Source organism: SAR86 cluster bacterium (assembly GCA_023703535.1).
Classification (GTDB): Bacteria; Pseudomonadota; Gammaproteobacteria; order Magnimaribacterales; family TMED112; genus TMED112.
Genome location: CP097967.1, coordinates 334,397 through 353,051, shown reverse-complemented (window position 1 = coordinate 353,051; position 18,655 = coordinate 334,397). Strand labels below are relative to the sequence as shown.

Annotated in this window: 17 protein-coding genes; 1 reads left to right on the top strand and 16 read right to left on the bottom strand. The window is 33.4% G+C overall.

The features are described from left to right. Positions 1–39: 39 nt before the first annotated feature. Complete coding sequence (locus M9B42_01960) at positions 40–1,137, bottom strand: hypothetical protein (protein ID URQ64607.1); 1,098 nt, start codon at positions 1,135–1,137, stop codon at positions 40–42. Then, positions 1,134–1,892, bottom strand: a complete 759-nt coding sequence (locus tag M9B42_01955; protein ID URQ64606.1) for an acyltransferase — start codon at positions 1,890–1,892, stop codon at positions 1,134–1,136. Before M9B42_01955 ends, M9B42_01960 begins: the two co-directional genes overlap by 4 nt. Between M9B42_01955 and M9B42_01950 the strand changes: the two genes are divergently transcribed. Next, the gene (locus M9B42_01950; protein ID URQ64605.1) at positions 1,891–2,505 is read left to right on the top strand and encodes an MATE family efflux transporter; all 615 of its coding nucleotides are present in this window, start codon (positions 1,891–1,893) and stop codon (positions 2,503–2,505) included. The two genes, M9B42_01955 and M9B42_01950, sit on opposite strands and share 2 nt — an antisense overlap. Here M9B42_01950 and sucD read toward each other — a convergent pair. The 14 genes from sucD to ispG are packed head-to-tail and all read right to left on the bottom strand — an operon-like array spanning position 2,467 to position 18,651. Further along, positions 2,467–3,336: a succinate--CoA ligase subunit alpha gene (gene sucD, locus M9B42_01945; protein URQ64604.1), complete on the bottom strand. Its 870-nt coding sequence runs from the start codon at positions 3,334–3,336 to the stop codon at positions 2,467–2,469. The two genes, M9B42_01950 and sucD, sit on opposite strands and share 39 nt — an antisense overlap. After that, positions 3,333–4,496: an ADP-forming succinate--CoA ligase subunit beta gene (gene sucC, locus M9B42_01940; protein URQ64603.1), complete on the bottom strand. Its 1,164-nt coding sequence runs from the start codon at positions 4,494–4,496 to the stop codon at positions 3,333–3,335. The genes sucD and sucC overlap by 4 nt, the downstream gene beginning before the upstream one ends. After that, the gene (gene lpdA, locus M9B42_01935; protein URQ64602.1) at positions 4,496–5,914 is read right to left on the bottom strand and encodes a dihydrolipoyl dehydrogenase; all 1,419 of its coding nucleotides are present in this window, start codon (positions 5,912–5,914) and stop codon (positions 4,496–4,498) included. The genes sucC and lpdA overlap by 1 nt, the downstream gene beginning before the upstream one ends. Then, positions 5,915–7,144 (bottom strand): 2-oxoglutarate dehydrogenase complex dihydrolipoyllysine-residue succinyltransferase, encoded by a 1,230-nt coding sequence (gene odhB / locus M9B42_01930; protein URQ64601.1) that lies wholly within the window; start codon positions 7,142–7,144, stop codon positions 5,915–5,917. It abuts the gene before it with no gap. A gap of 10 nt (positions 7,145–7,154) precedes the next feature. Continuing rightward, positions 7,155–9,938 carry a 2-oxoglutarate dehydrogenase E1 component gene (locus M9B42_01925; protein URQ64600.1) on the bottom strand — a complete coding sequence of 928 codons (2,784 nt, stop codon included), beginning with the start codon at positions 9,936–9,938 and terminating at the stop codon, positions 7,155–7,157. Then, a complete protein-coding gene (locus tag M9B42_01920) occupies positions 9,938–10,651 on the bottom strand; it encodes a succinate dehydrogenase iron-sulfur subunit (protein URQ64599.1) in 714 nt (237 codons plus the stop codon). Before M9B42_01920 ends, M9B42_01925 begins: the two co-directional genes overlap by 1 nt. Next, positions 10,651–12,423, bottom strand: a complete 1,773-nt coding sequence (sdhA, locus tag M9B42_01915; protein ID URQ64598.1) for a succinate dehydrogenase flavoprotein subunit — start codon at positions 12,421–12,423, stop codon at positions 10,651–10,653. The genes M9B42_01920 and sdhA overlap by 1 nt, the downstream gene beginning before the upstream one ends. Before the next feature lie 40 nt (positions 12,424–12,463). Then, a complete protein-coding gene (sdhD, locus tag M9B42_01910) occupies positions 12,464–12,826 on the bottom strand; it encodes a succinate dehydrogenase, hydrophobic membrane anchor protein (GenBank protein URQ64597.1) in 363 nt (120 codons plus the stop codon). Position 12,827: 1 nt separating this feature from the next. Then, the gene (gene sdhC, locus M9B42_01905) at positions 12,828–13,202 is read right to left on the bottom strand and encodes a succinate dehydrogenase, cytochrome b556 subunit (protein URQ64596.1); all 375 of its coding nucleotides are present in this window, start codon (positions 13,200–13,202) and stop codon (positions 12,828–12,830) included. Between the two features lie 39 nt (positions 13,203–13,241). Then, positions 13,242–14,552 carry a ribosome biogenesis GTPase Der gene (gene der / locus M9B42_01900; GenBank protein ID URQ64595.1) on the bottom strand — a complete coding sequence of 437 codons (1,311 nt, stop codon included), beginning with the start codon at positions 14,550–14,552 and terminating at the stop codon, positions 13,242–13,244. Between the two features lie 3 nt (positions 14,553–14,555). Next, complete coding sequence (locus M9B42_01895) at positions 14,556–15,743, bottom strand: PQQ-binding-like beta-propeller repeat protein (protein ID URQ64594.1); 1,188 nt, start codon at positions 15,741–15,743, stop codon at positions 14,556–14,558. Beyond that, positions 15,736–16,338 (bottom strand): hypothetical protein, encoded by a 603-nt coding sequence (locus tag M9B42_01890; protein URQ64593.1) that lies wholly within the window; start codon positions 16,336–16,338, stop codon positions 15,736–15,738. Before M9B42_01890 ends, M9B42_01895 begins: the two co-directional genes overlap by 8 nt. Beyond that, positions 16,331–17,557 carry a histidine--tRNA ligase gene (gene hisS / locus M9B42_01885; protein URQ64592.1) on the bottom strand — a complete coding sequence of 409 codons (1,227 nt, stop codon included), beginning with the start codon at positions 17,555–17,557 and terminating at the stop codon, positions 16,331–16,333. Before hisS ends, M9B42_01890 begins: the two co-directional genes overlap by 8 nt. Beyond that, the gene (ispG, locus tag M9B42_01880; GenBank protein URQ64591.1) at positions 17,554–18,651 is read right to left on the bottom strand and encodes a flavodoxin-dependent (E)-4-hydroxy-3-methylbut-2-enyl-diphosphate synthase; all 1,098 of its coding nucleotides are present in this window, start codon (positions 18,649–18,651) and stop codon (positions 17,554–17,556) included. Before ispG ends, hisS begins: the two co-directional genes overlap by 4 nt. Between the last annotated feature and the right edge of the window lie 4 nt (positions 18,652–18,655).

Below are 18,655 nucleotides of genomic sequence, written 5' to 3'. Positions count from 1 at the left end.
CTGAATTAAATGGAGAATCTTTTATTAATTTACTAACAACTACTCGATACCTAATTCAAAAAGATACTCTGAAACATTTAAATCATTGTTTGAAGTAATATCTTCATAGCCTAACCTGTGATGATATGCATTTCTTACATCAGCAAAATCAATTAAATCAAACTTATCATTTCTAGGATCATAAATTTGTAAAAGAAGTGATACTGGAAACCCATATCTATTTAAATCATTCTCTACTTCTGATAAGGAGAAATGAATGCTCTTTTTTTTGTATGGTTTTTTTACTAATGAATCATTCAACTTTTTATTGAAAAAAAAGTTTATAAGCTTTTCTAAAGACATTTTTGTCATATCAAACCTGGAAGATTTTGTGTGCCCAGCAATATGTGGTGTTGAGATAAAATTTTTTTGATGAAAATTCTTATCAATACTTGGTTCGTTTAAAAACACATCCGATATTACTGTCAAATTATCAAATTTTAAAAAGTCTGATTCCGAGAGCACTCCACCTCTTGAAGTGTTAATTATGATAGATTCATTTTTGAGTTCATTTAAAAAATTTTTATCAACAAAATTGTATGTTTCATGTGGTGGATTTTTTGTTAGAGGTACATGCAAAGTAATGATTTTAAACTCTTCCAGATTAGAAAGACTCTCAATTGTTGAGGCTTTAAATGGGTCATATGTTTCGAAACTAAAATTAAAGTTTTTTAGAGTTTTAGCTATACCATGTCCAATGTTTCCCAGACCTATAACCAAAATCTTATCTTCAGATTTATCGAATTTTTTCTCCTTTAATAGAATTGATAAACAAGAATAAAAATATTCTCTTACAGCTTTGGCATTTGCTCCAGTTGCAAAATGGTATGGAATATTCTTTTTTTCAAGATGATTCTTATCGACATGATCCTCCCCAGTAGAAACCGAGCTTAATAATTTTACTGATGCTGGCACGTTTAAGTTATGTGTTTTATAAGTTGATCTAATAATCACAGCTGCATCTTCACTTATTTTCTCTAAATCAAATTCATCATCCTTATAAAAGGTTAGTTCAAAAAAATTTGGAAATTGATTTAAAAGCACATCTTCAAAGAAGAACTTAGCGTAGGCGATGTTTTCATCAACAAATAATTTCATTTTCTCGGCCATATGATTGAAAAAAGCCACTTAAAAAAAGTGTTGCCCTCAAGAGTTTTTTTATCAATTTTGATCATGTCCGAGAGATAGCTTGAGGATTCAGAAAATAACTGTTCCCTTGATTTAAAATCTGATTTATCAAGTTCTTTCACTTTCTTAGCTGGATTTCCGGCATACACGACATTAGGCGGAACAACACCAGAAACTACAGATCCAGCGCCAATAATACTGTTTTCTCCGATTTCACTACCTTTGAGTATTAGTGATCTCTCTCCAATCCAAGCATTTTTATTGATAATTACTGGTTTCGGGGTAGCAACATAATCAGTTCTATCATAAATACCGTGCCAGTCAGAGTCGGTTATAGTTACATCCGACGCAATCATAACACTATCGTCAATGATGACCTTTTTGGCTACCCTAATACTAGTTCCTGGTGAGATAAGAACATATTTTCCTATTTGAAGTTCACCATTTAGTTTATCTGTTTGCCAAGTCGCTAAGTCTATATTTTTATCAGAGGAACATATCAATGTTGCAAAATTACCAATTGTGATGTTTTTTCCAAAAGTTTTTAAATATTGTGGCTTTAAAATCATTACACCTTTTCCAAATTTTTTAAATTTTGGTTTAAGAAAATAGTGAATATAAAATGAGCTCAAAGAGTTAAAAAAACTCTTTAACCAAAATGGTCTTTTATCAGTATTAAAACTTGGAATTCCAATAAGCTTTGGAATCTTTGTTGAATTAAGCATGTTTAGCGGTGCGGCTTTAATAATATCATTCTTTGGTGCAAACACTCTTGCTGCTCATACAGTTGCAATTAACCTCGTTGGATTGTTATTTATGATACCTTTATCACTTGGACTTTGTTCTGCTGTCAGAGTTGGTAATTTAATTGGGGAAAAGAAACTTCTTCAGGCAAATTATGCAGCAAATTTTTCTATGCGAATTTCCTTTTTTCTTGCTTTAATCAACTTTCTCGTAATTATATTTTTTCATAGTTTTTTAGTAGGTTTGTATACAAGAGACATAGATGTTGCTGAAATTGCTGTAACTTTATTAATGTTAGCTGCAATATTTCAGATTCCTGATGCTATAGGTTTTAGTGCGATAGGTTCATTGAGAGGCCACAAAGATACTTTTGCAACAATGGTTATTATGATTATTTCATATTGGCTTGTGGCACTGCCATTAGGAATGTTTTTAGCTTTCAATTCAAATGGTTTATTTCCTGATGGTGCGCAAGGAATTTGGATTGGTATGATTTTTGGAATTATTGTAAGTGCTGTATTAAATTCAATGCGACTTAGATATAAAAAGAATAGATTAAAGCAGCTCTTTAAGCTTAGATCCAATGAGGTTTAAGTCTGTAACTACTCTTACTCCTGCACTTTCTAATGCTTTAAATTTATCTTGTGCAGTTCCTTTTCCACCAGAAATAATTGCTCCTGCATGGCCCATTCTTTTTCCTTTTGGAGCAGTTACTCCAGCAATGTAAGAGATAACTGGTTTTGAAATATTTGATTTTATGTACTCAGCTGCTTCCTCTTCTGCTGTGCCGCCGATTTCACCAACCATGACTATGGATTCAGTCTGATTATCATTCTCAAACATTTTTAGACAGTCTATAAATGAAGTGCCATTAACCGGATCTCCACCAATTCCAATGCATGTACTTTGCCCTAAACCAACATCTGAAGTTTGTTTTACAGCTTCATAAGTAAGTGTTCCAGATCTTGAAACTATTCCAACACTGCCTTCTTTATGAATGGAAGCAGGCATTATTCCAAGTTTTGACTTTCCTGGAGAAATAACTCCTGGACAATTTGGTCCAACAAGTCTTGTTCCTGGAAAACTTTTTAAAATATTTGTAACTTCTATCATGTCTAAGACTGGGACTCCTTCAGTGATACAAATTATTAAATTTATACCATTTTCAGCTGCTTCAAGTATTGCAGATTTTGTAAACTTTGCTGGAACAAAAATTACTGAGGTATCAATTTCGTCAAAAGCACATGCATCTTTTACCGAATCAAAAACTGGTTTGTTTAGATGTTTTTGACCACCTTTTCCAGGAGTTACACCACCAATTATATTTGTTCCGTAATCTACACATTGTTCTGCATGCATAGTTGCCTGTGAGCCAGTAAAGCCCTGAAAGATTGCCTTAGTATTATTATCAATAAGTACACTCATTTGACTAAGTTCACGATTTTTTTTGAAGCTTCTTGTAAAGAGTCCTCTCCAATAATATTTAAACCCGATTCATTAAGAAGCCTCTTGCCCTCATCTGCTTTATTTCCTTGAAGCCTTATGACCATCGGAATGGATACTTTTATTTCCTCCACGGCATCAATTATTCCTTGTGCTATCAAATCACACCTTACTATTCCACCAAAAATATTGACTAATATTCCTTTTACTTTTTTATCTGAAAGAATAAGCTCAAGTGCTTTTGATACTCTCTCTTTCGTTGCCGTTCCGCCCACATCCAAAAAATTTGCAGGCTCACCGTTATAAAGCTTAATAGTATCCATCGTTCCCATAGCTAAACCAGCTCCATTTACCATACAACCAATATTTCCCTCCAGGGATACATAACTCAAATCATTTACTTTCGCCTCATATTCTCTTGAATCTTCTTGAGTTGAGTCTCTTTTTAATTCAATTTCCTCTTGGCGAAAAAGAGCATTTTCATCTACATTGATTTTTGCATCCAGGCAAAGAAGATCACCATTGGCCTTTACTACTAAAGGGTTAATCTCTAAAAGACTCAAGTCTTTTTCTTTAAATAATTTAGCTGACCCGTCAACTATTGTTTTAAATTGATCTTTTTGTTTCTCGTTAAAGTTAAGAAGATCAGATATTTTCATTATTTCTGTATTTTCTAGCTCAAAATTTTCATCTAACTTAGCTTTTAAAATTTTTTCAGGAGTTTCTTCAGCAACTTCCTCTATATTCATGCCGCCAGCCTCTGAAACAATCAAGGAAATAGCTTTTTCTCCTCTATCTACTACTAAGCTAAAATAAATTTCTCTTGAAATATCTGTTAATTCTTCCAGAGATAAAATATTAACTGGCAAGCCTAAATCTCCAGTCTGAATCGTTATGATATTTTTCCCTAGCCACTTTTCTACAAACAGTTCAACTTCATGAATTGTTTTGCAAACTTTTACCCCACCAACTTTTCCACGACCACCTGTATGTGCTTGTACCTTTGCTACACAGCCTTTAGAAGAATCAATAGCTGAAAATGCTGATTTAATATCCTCTTTTTTGGTTATGATTGATCTTTTTGAGACAGGTAAATCGTATAGTTCGAAAAACTCTTTCGCTTGAAATTCATGCAAATTCATTAATTTCCTATGTGAATTGCTTGCTTATTAACTGCAAGTGCAGCTTCGTGCAATGCTTCAGAAACAGTAGGATGGCTGAACATTGTTAACCCAAAATCTTCTGAACTTGCTGAAAATTCCATCCCTATGAGTCCTTGTTGCAATATTTCTGACGCGGAATTTCCAAATATTTGAACTCCTAAAACTTGATCGCTTTCTTTATCTGCAAGAATTTTTACTGCACCAACTGAGTCTCCAGCCGCTAGTGCTCTTCCACTTGCAGCAAAAGGAAAGCTACCCTTTTTAAATTCTATATTCTCTTGCTTAAGTTGTTTTTCTGTTTTTCCAACCCACGCAATTTCAGGGTGTGTGTATATTACACTTGGAACTAGATCATAGTTAACTTCCATTTTTTTACCTGCTATTCGTTCGGCTGCCATTACACCCTCTTCCATTGCCTTATGAGCCAACATTGGTCCTCTCACTAAATCTCCAATTGCATAAATATTCTCAAGCTTGGTTTGGCAAAAATTGTTTACCTCAATAAAGCCTTTCTCATCGACATCAAGCCCACATCCTTTCGCTAATAAATTCTCTGAAAAAGGTTTTCTTCCAACAGCAACTATAACTTTATCGAACTTTCGTTTTTCAACCTGGCCAGCAAAATCAATCTCCAAAGTGACACTACTTCTGTTGTTTTTTGATGATTTAACCATAGCACCAAGATTGATATTTATGTTCTGGTTTTTAAATTCTCGTTCAATAAGTCTTGATATATCATCATCTAGCATTGGTAAAAAGGTTTTTTCTGCTTCGAAAATTTCGACTTCTGAGCCAAGTCTTGACCAAACACTACCTAGTTCTAAACCAATTACTCCAGCCCCTATGATTGCCAGTTTTTTCGGAGTTTTGCTAAACTCAAGAGCTCCAGCACTTCCAACAATATTTGTTCCATTCCAAGGCACTGAATCTAGATAAATTGGTCTAGATCCTGTAGCTAAAACAATATATTTTGCTTTAAGTGTTTTTTTCTTTCCTTTTGAATCAGATATCTCTATCTCATTTTTACTAATTAATTTCCCCTTCCCAAAGATACTCTCAACTTTATTATGTTTTAAAAGTTGTGATACGCCTGAGGTTAATTTTTTTACTATATCGTTCTTTCTATCCATCATTTTTGATAGATCATAATTTGCTTTTGATACGTTGATGCCGTGCTCAGGTAAGCTTGCATAAATTTGTTTAAATTTATAAGAGGAATCTAGCAATGATTTTGATGGAATACAACCTACATTCAGGCAGGTCCCGCCCATTTTTTGTTTACCATTTGAATCTTCGTCATACTCTACGCAAGCAACTTTCATTCCTAGCTGAGCTGATTTTATTGCAGCGACGTAACCACCAGGGCCGCCTCCTATTACAACTACATCGTAATCCATTTATACTCCTAATATCATTGATTCTGGTGACTCTAATAACTCTTTTATTTTTACTAAGAATGATACTGCATCCTTACCATCTAATAGTCTGTGGTCATATGTTAAAGCAAGATACATCATAGGCCTAATTTCAACTTTTCCTTCTATAACCATTGGTCTATCTTGAATTTTATGCATCCCTAAAATTGCAGACTGAGGTGGATTTAATATTGGTGTTGAAAGAAGAGAGCCAAACACACCACCATTTGAGATTGTGAACGTGCCTCCTGTAATATCATCCATTTCTAGTTTTCCTTCTCTTGCTTTTATTGAATAATCTCTTACTTCCTTTTCTATTTCGGCAATTGACAATTCTTGAACATTTTTTATTACAGGCACAACCAATCCCCTTTCAGACGAGACTGCAACACCTATATCTTGAAATCCATGATATACAACATCTTCGCCATCAATAGACGCGTTTACAATAGGCATATCCTGCAATGCAATGCTTGATGCTTTAATAAACATACCCATGAACCCAAGCTTTACGCCATACTTACTCTCAAAACTTTCCCTATATTTTTCTCTAAGTTTCTTTATTTCAAATAAATCCACCTCATTAAAAGTTGTCAATGATGCTGTTTGAGCTTGTGACTCCAAGAGTCTCTTAGCTACAACACTTCTAAGTCGTGACATTGGCACTCTTTTTGAATCGCCCTTAATTTCCATTTTTTCTGTGGCTTTTTCAGGCTCAACAGACTGATTATTTTCAGCAGCTTTAAGGATATCTTCTTTAGTTATGATTCCTTTCTTTCTTGTTGGGGTAATATTTTCAGTTGTTAAATTTTTTTCTTGTAGTAATTTTTTTGCTGCTGGTCCTATTTTTCCTTTAACTTCTTGTTTTGAAGTAATCTTTGGAGATTCCATTACTTCCTCTTTCTTTTCAGGTTGTACTGTTTTTTCTTCTTCAACTTTTGGTTTCGTTTTGTTTTTGTTATCTTTTTTAGTGATTTTTTTAGAATAATTTCCGATTGTTTCCTGACTTTTAATAACTGAACCCTCGGGAATAATAATTTTCTCTAGCTGTCCATCACTTTGAGCAGTTACTTCTATTACAACTTTATCTGTTTCAATTTCTGCCAAAACATCATCTTGCTCAAATGTATCGCCCTCTTTTTTAAGCCAAGTAGATAGAGTTCCTTCAAAAATTGATTCTGGAAATTGTGGTGATTTTATGTCTTCAGCCATTTTGAATATTCTATAACTCTAAAGCTTTAGTAACTATCTCTTTTTGACGTTTAAAGTGATATTTTTGATATCCTCCTGCTGGGGCTGCTGATGAATTTCTTGCTACAACATTGAGTTTAAATCCTTTTTTTGTTTCATTTAGGATTTCCTCAAGTCTGTGTCTTATCATAAACCAAGCCCCCATATTTTTTGGCTCCTCTTGAACCCAGAGGAAATCTTTACATTTTAAATCTCTTGTATAACTTTTAAGTTCGCTTTCTGGAAATGGATATAACTGCTCCAACCTAACCAGCTCAACATTTTTGACCTTCAATTTATTGATTTCATCTTGTAAATCAAAGAAAACTTTACCAGAGCAAAAAACTACTCTCTTTGGTAAATTCTTACTCTTGTTAATGATTATATTTCTAAACGTACCGTTGCTTAAATCCTCGATCTTTGAAGTTGCTTGAGGATTTCTTAATAGGCTTTTAGGAGTTAAAACTACCAAGGGCTTTCTGGATGGATTAATTGCCTGTTTTCTAAGTAAATGAAAAATTTGTGCAGGTAAAGTTGGAATACATATTTGAATATTATCATGTGCGCAAAGTTGTAAAAATCTTTCAAGCCTACAACTGCTATGCTCTGGGCCTTGGCCTTCATATCCATGAGGTAGAAATAATGTTAAGCCAGACAGCCTATTCCACTTAGTCTCTGCACTAACAATAAATTGATCTATTATTACTTGAGCAACATTAACAAAATCTCCAAATTGTGCTTCCCAAATAACTAATCCCTCAGGCCAAGTAGATGCATAACCATATTCAAAACCCAAAACAGCTTCCTCAGACAATAATGAGTCAAAAATTTCGAATTTCTTATTTCCTTTATTTAGTTTTGACAATGGCACAAAACCCTCTCCAGTATTCTGATCTTTAACTACTAAATGTCTATGGGAAAAGGTCCCTCTTCTGCTATCTTGACCAGTAACTCTCACAGGGAAACCATCTTTTAATAACGTTGCGTATGCAGCCATTTCAGCAAATCCCCAATTTAAGGGAAGGTCTCCAGAAAGCATGTGATTTCTTTCCTCATACAGCTTTCCAACTTGTTTCTGCATTAAAAAATCTTTATCAAATGCAAGAACGGTTTTCATTGTTTCTTTTAAAGATTCATTAGAAACTGCAGTTGGGTAAGATTTGGTCATGTCTGGTTCAAGATATGGAGTCCAATCAAAATGGATTGATTCATCAGGATCTGTAGCAAGTGATTCTGCTACAGTTTCACCTTTTTCCATATGTGATCTGTAATTTTTCTTGAATTCTTTATATTTATCTTCTTCAACTATTCCTTTGCTTAATAATTTTTTGAAATATAAATCTGTAACAGAATCTTTGGAGGTAATTTCCTTATACATTAAAGGCTGAGTAGCAAATGGCTCATCAGTTTCATTATGACCTCTGCGTCTATAGCAAACAAAATCTAAAATAATATCTTTTTTAAATTCATGTCTGTATTCAACAGCTAGCTTTGCAGCCATTACGCATGCTTCTGGATCGTCACCATTAACATGGATTATTGGAGCATCAATCATTTTTGCAACGTCTGTGCAGTAGTCTGTTGATCGTGCATCCTCTTTTACACTTGTTGTAAAGCCAATTTGATTATTTATTACAACGTGAATAGTGCCGCCAACTCCAAATGCTCTAGTTTGTGAAAGCTGCAATATTTCCATGACAATACCCTGTGCTGAAAACGATGCATCTCCATGCATAAGAATTGGAACAACTTTTGTCATAGAACTATCTTGTCTTCTGTCTTGTCTTGCTCTGACTGAGCCTAGAACAACAGAATTCACTACTTCCAAATGAGAAGGATTAGAGCCGAGAGCAACATGCACCTGTCCTCCACTCGTCAAAATATTTGAGGAATATCCTAAATGATATTTAACATCGCCTGTGTGTGCATCATCTTGTTCAAAATCTTCATCAAACTCAGTGAATAATTCACTTGGCTTCTTACCCATTACATTGATTAATACATTTAATCTGCCTCTATGAGACATTCCCATAACAAGTTCTTTAGCACCTTTAGAGCCAAGCTCCTCAATAACTGTATCTAAAAGAGGAACTAGTGATTCACCCCCCTCAAGACCAAATCTTTTTGCCCCTGGATATTTTGCTGCTAAAAATTTTTCCAAGCTTTCTGAGTCTACAACTCTCTTGAGGATATGTTCTTTTTCTGGGTTAGAAAAATCATAAGGTGTATCTTTTCCTTCAATTTTATCTATAAACCAAGCTCTTGTTTTGCTGCTCATAATATGCATAAATTCATACCCCAACGAAGAAGTATAGCTTTTAGATATCGAACTAATTATTTCTGAAAGTTTCATGGTTTTTGAACCAAGAAAGTTTGAAATTGAAAAACTTTCCTCTAGATCGGCTTCATTAAGATCATGGAAATTTAAATTTAAGTCAGGCACTTCTTTAGCCTTCCTAAGATTCAATGGGTCTATTTTTGCTACTTCATGACCTCGCCTTCTATAAGCATTGATTAGATTTTGAACATCTGAAGATTTAGAGCTCTTGGAATTTACTTGTGGAATCTTCGAAACTTTATAATTCCTGAACTGTTTTGTGATTGATTTGTGGCTTACATCATTTTTTCCATTCTGAATTGAATCAAAATAATTCTTCCACTCAGGTTTAATATTGTCTGGATCTGTTAGATATTCTTCGTAAAGGGTCTCCAGAAATTCTGAATTTCCCCCATATTTAAAACTCTCTCTAAGCCTCTCCTCTATTGACTTTGACACTATCCTATTTTTCTTAACTCCTTTTTGATTTCATTTATTGCCTTTGAAGGGTTTAAGCCTTTGGGGCACACTGAAGTACAGTTCATTATTCCATGACATCTGTAAACACTAAATGCATCATTTAATTTTTTTAGTCTTGATTTTTTTTGCTTGTCTCTTGTATCAGCTATGAACCTGTAAGCTTGAAGTAATGCAGCTGGCCCTACAAACTTCTCTGGGTTCCACCAAAATGAAGGACAACTAGTTGAACAACATGCACACAATATGCATTCATATAAACCATCTAATTTTTCTCTCTCCTCAGGGCTTTGTAATCTCTCATGGCCTGTATCAATCTCTTCGTCATTTGATAAAAATGGTTTGATTTTTTCATACTGATCATAGAAAGGTTTCATGTCTACGATAAGGTCCTTGATAACCGGCAACCCCGGTAATGGTCTTATTTCAAGTTTATTCATTACTGATACGGAAGATACTGACGTTATACAAGCCAATCCGTTTTGTCCATTCATGTTTACCCCATCTGAACCACATACTCCTTGCCCACATGATCTTCTGAATGTAAGTGTTGAATCTAATTCTTGAGCTTTTCTAATAGCATCTATAACCATCATATTTCCAACAGATTCAGATTCAATATTATAGTCTGCCATATAAGGTCGTTGATCCTTGCTTGGATCATACCTATAAATGCTCAGGTTAAGCTTTTCCATTAATAAACTCTGGCCTTTGGTTTAAATGCCTCAACTTCTTTAGGGTTTAAGTTTACGTCTCTTTTTGAAACTTTGTTGCCATCTTTAAAAAATAAAGAATGACATAGCCAATTTGTATCATCCCTTTCAGGATAGTCTTCTCTTGCATGAGCTCCTCTGCTTTCCTTTCTTTCGAGTGCAGAATAAGCTGTGGCATTTGCAATTTCTATTAAATTTAGATATTCCAAGATTTCAACTTTCTCTGAGTTAAACTGTTTTGACTTGTCATTCATATGGAGATTCTTTGTTCTAACGTTTACATCCTCAAGCTTTTTAATTCCCTCTTTAATGAGTTTTTCATTTCTATAAACACCAAAATAGTTTTGCATTATGCTTTGCATTTCTGACCTAAGAGCATAAACAGTCTCACCTTTCTTTGTATCTTCAAGTGTTTGTAATATTGATAATGATTTTTCAATTTCTGCATTTGAAATATCTGACACTTCCCCTTTTTTGAATTGTTTATTTATGTGTTTGCCTGCAGATCTTCCAAAAACTACTAAATCAAGAAGTGAGTTTCCACCAAGTCTATTCGCTCCGTGTACAGAAACATTAGCAGCCTCACCTATTGAGTAAAGACCATCAACAACTCTGTCATTTCCGTTCTCTTGAGTAATTACTTGTCCATTGATGTTTGTTGGAATGCCGCCCATCATGTAATGACATGTAGGAACTACAGGAATTGGTTCATTTATCGGATCTACATTTGCAAATGTCATTGAAATTTCTCTTATTTCAGGAAGCTTTTTCATAATTGCTTCAGCTCCAAGGTGATCAATTTTTAGAAGGACATGATCTTTTTTATCACCGCAGCCACGTCCTGCCATTATCTCTTGAACAATGCATCTCGATACTACGTCTCTCGAAGCTAGATCTTTAGCCTTAGGTGCATAAGTTGGCATGAAACGCTCTCCCTCTGAGTTGATAAGATAACCTCCCTCACCCCTGCATCCTTCTGTCATTAGAGAACCATTACCATAAAGGCCTGTAGGATGAAATTGCCACATCTCCATATCTTGTAATGCAAAGTTCTTCCTAAGCACCATTCCTAAACCATCTCCAGTACAAATCAAAGAAGTTGTATTTTGCTCATATACTTGCCCAGCACCACCTGTTGCAAGAACAACTGCTTGAGTTTTAATTATTGAAACTTCTCCAGTTTCCATATCAAAACAACTTACACCTGCAATACAACCACTCTTTCCTTCAATGAGATCAACTGCAAACCATTCATTTAAAAAGTTCGTTCCTGCCTTTAAATTAGCCTGATAAAGAGTATGCAATAAAGCATGGCCTGTTCTGTCTGCAGCTGCACATGTTCTAGCTGCTTGACCTCCTTCTCCAAATTCTTTTGATTGACCACCAAAAGGTCTTTGATATATTCTGCCGTTTTCAAATCTTGAGAAAGGAAGTCCCATATGCTCTAATTCAAATACAGTCTCTGGGCCCTCTGAACACATATATTCAATGGCATCTTGATCGCCTATATAGTCTGAACCTTTAACAGTATCAAACATATGCCATCTCCAATCGTCATTGGGATCTGCGCTTGCTATAGCACATGTTATCCCTCCTTGTGCAGCAACCGTATGCGATCTTGTAGGAAAAACCTTTGAGATTACAGCAACATCTAAACCAGATTTTGCTATTTCAAGAGAGGCTCTGAGGCCTGAGCCCCCACCGCCTATGATAACTACATCGTAAGTTTTTTCAGAAAAAGGTATTTTACTCATTTATCAGTTTCAATTATATCAAATTATAAACACTATTTATCTATAAATCGACCAAATAATAAATTACAAAAACGTAACTTGTTACAAAAATTACCAACAAAATTACAAATCTATATAACAATCTTGCTAGAGAAGAATACTTTGCAATATTTGCAGATAAAAAACCTAAGGTTCTCTCAGATAAGTAATCATCCTCAACTGCCTTTAGACCCTGAACACCATGTGAAAAAGATATCAATAAAAAGATCGTCGTATATAGCTTAATTTCTGGAGTAGTTATGAAATTTCTCCAAAGCTCATATGAACTAAAATCGAAAAAAATGTAAGAAAAAAATATTGTAAGCACGTATGAAAGAACTATCAAAGCACTTACCCTTTGAAAATACCATAAAAAAGTACCCATCTCACCAAACCTCAAAAAGAATTAAAACAAAAAAGATAAATGTGAGTAAAAAAGAAATTATTGCAGTTAATCGTGCTGAATCGAGTTCATGACCATAACTTGTAAAATCAGCAATCATATGTCTAATACCAGAGAATATATGGTATGTAACAGATAGTAATGCTAACGAAATTAAAATTTTTATTTCAAAATTAAATTTGTCGATATCCCAGGAACCACTCCCTTTTGAGAGATAATCTGTGAGGAAGATAAAAGTGAAAACGGGAAGTAAAATAAAAAAATTTATAATTCCAGACAACCTATGACTTATTGAAGACATAGCAGTAAGCGGAAGCTTAATTATCAAAAGATTTATAAATGTGGGACGCCTTGCCATTCTTTGTGAATATTATAGAAAAGTTAAATATAAATTGCTTTATTTTTTCGTATTGAAAGGATTTTTAGTATTTAAAAATTTCAATTTTACATTCACACCCAGAAGATTTAATTTTTTTGAAAAAAACTTTATGAGGTATCTTTTGTAGCTGCCATCAATTTTATTCAATGAATTGCCGTGCATCGTTATGATATGTGGATTTTTACCACCTTGATGTACAAATCTAATTTTTGGCTTAAAACTTGATTTATATGGTAGCGGTTGTTTTTCTAAGGCTTCATGTAATAAATCATTTAACTTATTAGTTTTAATGTCTTTGTCGGAATTTTCTTGAACCCTATAGATTTGATTAAATAAATTTTTTAATCCTTCGGCCTGCAAAGCTGAGAGAAAAACTTTAGGGTATGAATCAAGATAGGGTGCCATTAATGCCAATCTTTCAAGTACTTTTTTCTCCTCTCCTTTGAATAAATCTAATTTATTAATCACTATTATCATTGACCTTCCCACATCGTTAATCTTGCTTATTAATTTCAAATCTTGCTCGTTGAATTGATCGGACCCGTCAAGAACCATTAAACAAAGATCAGCATATTCGATTGCGCTAAAACTTTTACTTGTTGATAACTTCTCTTCTTTAAGTATCGTTTTCGATTTTTTCTTAACGCCTGCAGTATCAACAAATCTATACTTCTTTCCCTTGTAATTTATCTCAAATTCTACTGCATCAATGGTTGTACCAGAAACAGGCGAGGTGATCATTAAGTCTTGTTTTGATATAGCATTTAAGAGTGAAGATTTTCCAACATTTGGCTTCCCAATTATTGTTATTTTTGGGTGATTAATATCCTCTTGAGTTTCACTTTCAGGTAAATGTTTCAAGATTTGTTTTATAAGCTTTTCAAAGCCTAAGTTATGTTCAGCACTAATCTCAAAAGCATCTTCAAAACCAAGCTTTTTGAAATCCTCAACACTGCCCTCTTTAAAATCAATTTTATTTATAAGAAGAAATACCTTTTTTTCTGATTTCCTTAAGACTTTTGAGATCTCACTATCAAAAGGTGATAAGCCAAATTTTTTATCTACCACAAATAAAATTAGATCTGCATTTTGTATGGCCTCTTGGGTTTTAAAAAAAACCAACTCATCAAAATTACCTTTCTCCGATGGAAAAAACCCTCCAGTATCTATTAAATTGAAAGCTTTGTTTCCTTTTTTTATTACAACAGCTTTTTTATCTCTAGTAAGAGCCTCTTGGTTTGAAACTATTGCTGATTTGAAGCCAGCAAATCTATTGAAGATAGTAGATTTACCGACATTAGTTCTTCCAACTAATGCTAAAGTCTTCATAGCTCAAAAGATGCTTAGAACCTCAATTGATCCCAAATCATCCTGGATAATTAAATCGTTTGAAATTACAGCAATATTTTTTATTGAATTTAATTTAGATTTTGAAATTCCTAAAATTTCTCCATTTTGAAGATTCAATTTATGAATATAGCCTTCGTAATCTCCGAAAAGTAAATTTCCATCATGAATAACAAGGTTTGATATTTTTCTATATTTAAAGCTAGAATTACGCCATTTTTCATTACCATTAATGGCATCAAATTGAATTATCTCATCATCTGTATTGCTTGAAAGCAGTGTATCTCTCCACATTAATAACGGTTTAGAGGTTGATAAATCAACAGAAAATATCTTCTCTCCATCTCGAATATTAAACCGTGTGAGAGAACCATTAAAATTAGCGGCATAAACACTCTCTTCGAAAGCAATTGCTTGACTATCAGAATCTTTAAGCTTTTCTAACTCTGTTGAACCTTTGATTACTGAAATTGGCCTTTCCCATAACTGAATACCATCTGTGATTCTGTTAGCTGAGAGTCTACCATTTGAAAAGCTTGTAAAAACTAAGCCCTCATAAAGCATTGGCGAAGATGTGCCTCTTATAGATAAAAGCGATGGTTGCGCTTTTTTTGACCAAACAGTTTCTCCATCACTTAAATTAAAAACATACAAAACATCTGACGATGTTTGTACAAGAATATATCTTGAAGTAATAAGTGCAGGAGATAAAACTTGATCATTTAATTTTGCACTCCATCTGTTTTCTCCACTCTCAATATTGTTTACGAAAATTTCTCCATTTTCCCCTACATATACAAAAACACCATAACCGGCTGCAACACCTGACATCACAGATTCATTAATTGAAACTTCCTTTAATGTTTCTCCAGTAGTGATATCAATAACTTCTAAATTATCAAATATACTAAAAAGCCTATCGCCTGATGATGCAAAAAAAAGATTTTTTGCTGGGCGTTTTTTCCCTAATTCAGAAAATTTAAAGGAGTTTGTATTTCTTTTTATCCAATTACTCTTGAGAAAATTTTCGTAATCAGTTTGGATCTTAGTTGGTGCAAAAGGATCTTCTTCTATAAAACCAATAGTGCTACCAATATTGTTGCCTATATTATTTAATGATTGGCAACCAGTAATTAAAAAAACAATTAAAATATACTTAAGGAAATTAGTCATTGCTGTAAACCTTTTTTAATCTAATAAAATTAACCTTTCCCTCATCAGTCTCCTCTTTAAGAGCTTTATCATATGAGTTGTTTGCTTCGTCAAATTTTTTGAAATATTTATAGAAATCTCCCTCCAATTCATAGTTTCTTTGATTTTGTTCTAATGAATTAATGAACTTTTTACCCTCTTCAAAATCATCTAATTGAATATTAATTCTAATTATATTTTCAATTATCTCAGAATTAATGATGGACCTGCTTTCTCTTCCTAAATTTGAGTTCATACCATCTACATATAATTGATTGTAAATATTTCTTGCACTAATTAGGTTTTCATTTTCGATTGCCTTTTGCGCTAAAAGTGACTTAACAATGAGCTTGTAACCAAAAATTGTGAATTTATCTGACTCCTCCATAAGTTCATTGAAATCTATTTCTTCAATAATTACTTTTTCATTGAAACTAATAAGCTTTTTAAACTCATCATCATTTTTTAATTTATTTTGATAATCTAAAAATTGGTAGATGGCAATAAATACCACTAATAAAGCTAAAGCTATTAAAAAATATTTATTTTTTAAAAAGTTCAAGATTTGGTCAATCATTCAAAAACTCCACTAACTCATCTATTGTGCACTCAACATCTTCCTTATCATCTTTTAGATATTTAAGTTTTACTTTTTCAGCTTTTATCTCCTCTTGGCCGACTATAATAGCAAATTTAAATCCCTGAGAATTAGCTTTTTTTAGTTGCTTTGAAACATTAGCGCTGCCAAGATAATTTTCAATTACTAGCTCAGAGTTGATGCCTCTTAATTGTGATCCAATTTTTTGTGCAAATGGAATAGAACTCTCATCAACATATCCTATAAAAATATCTTTCCTTAAAAGAGGTGATTTTATAATCTCACTTAACCTGTCAATTCCTAATGCAAAGCCTGTTGCTGGTAAATTTCTTCCTCCTAAACTTTCTATTAATCCATCATATCTCCCTCCTCCAATAATTGCGTTTTGTGCCCCAAGTTCAGAAGAGGTAAATTCAAAAACTAGACCATTATAATAATCAAGTCCACGAACAAGATTTTTGTTTTCCCCAAAATTAATATTTAGCTCATTTAACTTATTTTTAATGTCTGAGAATTTATTTTTTTGTTTCTCATTTAGAAAGCTTTCAATGCTTTTGGCCTCTGACATAAGTATTTTTACTTTTTCATCTTTTGAGTCCAAAGCCCTTATAGGATTTTTCTTGACATATTCTGGCACTTCATTTGATCTTGATAAATAATCATCTAAGTATTTGTTATATGCTTTTAGACTCTCGTTATCGCCCAAAAAATTTATTTCTAAATTCGACTCAATGCCTAATTTATCTAAAATCATATTAGCTAGTTGGATGACTTCTAAATCTCCATAAATTGCGTTGCCAATTAGCTCCACTCCTGCTTGAAAAAACTGTCTTTTTCTACCTTTTTGAGGCCTTTCATATCTGAACATTGGACCAATGTAGAAAAATTTTTTGATTTCCTCATCATCAAGACCATTTGTAATTAACGATCTAACAAGACCAGCTGTTCCTTCTGGTCTTAAGCAAAGCATTTCACCTTTTCTATCATCTAGTTCAAATACCTCTTTTTGTTGAATTATTTCAGACGATTCTCCAACTGATCTTTCAAATAAAGATTTATATTCAATTAAAGGTGTTCTAATTTCGGAATAATTAAAGGCTAGAAATACTTCTTTACAAGTTTTTTCTATCACAGAAATAGCCTCTATATCCTTACCATATAGATCTGGCATTCCTCTAATAGTTTTTAAATCACTCATTGTTTTAAAATTGTATTTCTTTTATTTTCAGCAATTTTCATCACTTCTTTTACTAAAGCCTTTTCTAAGTCTTTAGTTTCAACTTTATATGCTGGCTTTCCTCCAAGATAAATTAAGTGCTTTGGATCTGCTCCAGTGACACCAACATCCGCAATCTTTGACTCTCCAGGGCCATTGACATAGCACCCTATTACAGCCAATGTTACTTCTTCCTTAAGCTCAGATAGTTCTGTTTCAAGTTTATTTACTGTGCTAATCACCTGAAAGTTCTGTCTTGAACAGCTTGGGCAGGCGACAATTTTTACACCTCTTGATCTGATTTTCAAGGACTTTAGCATTTCCCAACCTACTTTGACCTCATCTATAGGGTCTGAAGCTAACGAAACTCTTATAGTATCTCCAATCCCCTTCATTAAGAGTGATCCGAGTCCTATTGATGATTTTACTGTTCCAGTTTTAAGTGAACCAGATTCTGTAATCCCAAGGTGTAAAGGCTGATCAATTAAATTGGAAATCTTCTCGTAACTTTCCACAGCCATAAAAATATCTGAAGACTTAATGCTAAGTTTAAAATTTTCATAGTTATTTTTTTTAAGTATTTCAACATGTCTCATTCCAGATTCTACTAGAGCATCAGCATTAGGCTCTCCATATTTCATTTGTAAATCTTTTTCTAGGGAACCTGCATTTACACCTACTCTAATAGGTATATTTTTATCTTTTGCTGAAGCTATGACCTCTTTTATTTTCTTTTCATTACCAATATTACCTGGATTTATTCTTAAGCAGTCAACACCATTATTTAGTACAGCAAGTGCAATTTTGTAATCAAAATGAATATCAGAAACTAGTGGAATATTTACTTGTGTCCTTATTTTTTTGAAAGATTCAGCTGCTTCAAGAGTTGGCACCGAAACCCTTACAATATCAGCTCCAGCATCCTGCAACTGATGAATTTGCTTTACAGTTGATACAACATCATCAGTATCAGTATTTGTCATTGATTGAACAGATATTGGTGAATTTCCACCAACTGGAACATCGCCAACCCAAATTTTTCTTGTTTTTTTTCTTTTAATTACTGATTCGATCAAAGCA

Excerpts from the sequence above, each read along its gene's own strand:
- M9B42_01960 (URQ64607.1), bottom strand. The coding sequence starts at position 1,137 with ATGAAATTATTTGTTGATGAAAACATCGCCTACGCTAAGTTCTTCTTT.
- M9B42_01950 (URQ64605.1), top strand. The coding sequence starts at position 1,891 with ATGTTTAGCGGTGCGGCTTTAATAATATCATTCTTTGGTGCAAACACT.
- M9B42_01955 (URQ64606.1), bottom strand. The coding sequence starts at position 1,892 with ATGCTTAATTCAACAAAGATTCCAAAGCTTATTGGAATTCCAAGTTTT.
- sucD (URQ64604.1), bottom strand. The coding sequence starts at position 3,336 with ATGAGTGTACTTATTGATAATAATACTAAGGCAATCTTTCAGGGCTTT.
- sucC (URQ64603.1), bottom strand. The coding sequence starts at position 4,496 with ATGAATTTGCATGAATTTCAAGCGAAAGAGTTTTTCGAACTATACGAT.
- lpdA (URQ64602.1), bottom strand. The coding sequence starts at position 5,914 with ATGGATTACGATGTAGTTGTAATAGGAGGCGGCCCTGGTGGTTACGTC.
- odhB (URQ64601.1), bottom strand. The coding sequence starts at position 7,144 with ATGGCTGAAGACATAAAATCACCACAATTTCCAGAATCAATTTTTGAA.
- M9B42_01920 (URQ64599.1), bottom strand. The coding sequence starts at position 10,651 with ATGGAAAAGCTTAACCTGAGCATTTATAGGTATGATCCAAGCAAGGAT.
- sdhA (URQ64598.1), bottom strand. The coding sequence starts at position 12,423 with ATGAGTAAAATACCTTTTTCTGAAAAAACTTACGATGTAGTTATCATA.
- sdhD (URQ64597.1), bottom strand. The coding sequence starts at position 12,826 with ATGGGTACTTTTTTATGGTATTTTCAAAGGGTAAGTGCTTTGATAGTT.
- sdhC (URQ64596.1), bottom strand. The coding sequence starts at position 13,202 with ATGGCAAGGCGTCCCACATTTATAAATCTTTTGATAATTAAGCTTCCG.
- der (URQ64595.1), bottom strand. The coding sequence starts at position 14,552 with ATGAAGACTTTAGCATTAGTTGGAAGAACTAATGTCGGTAAATCTACT.
- M9B42_01895 (URQ64594.1), bottom strand. The coding sequence starts at position 15,743 with ATGACTAATTTCCTTAAGTATATTTTAATTGTTTTTTTAATTACTGGT.
- M9B42_01890 (URQ64593.1), bottom strand. The coding sequence starts at position 16,338 with ATGATTGACCAAATCTTGAACTTTTTAAAAAATAAATATTTTTTAATA.
- hisS (URQ64592.1), bottom strand. The coding sequence starts at position 17,557 with ATGAGTGATTTAAAAACTATTAGAGGAATGCCAGATCTATATGGTAAG.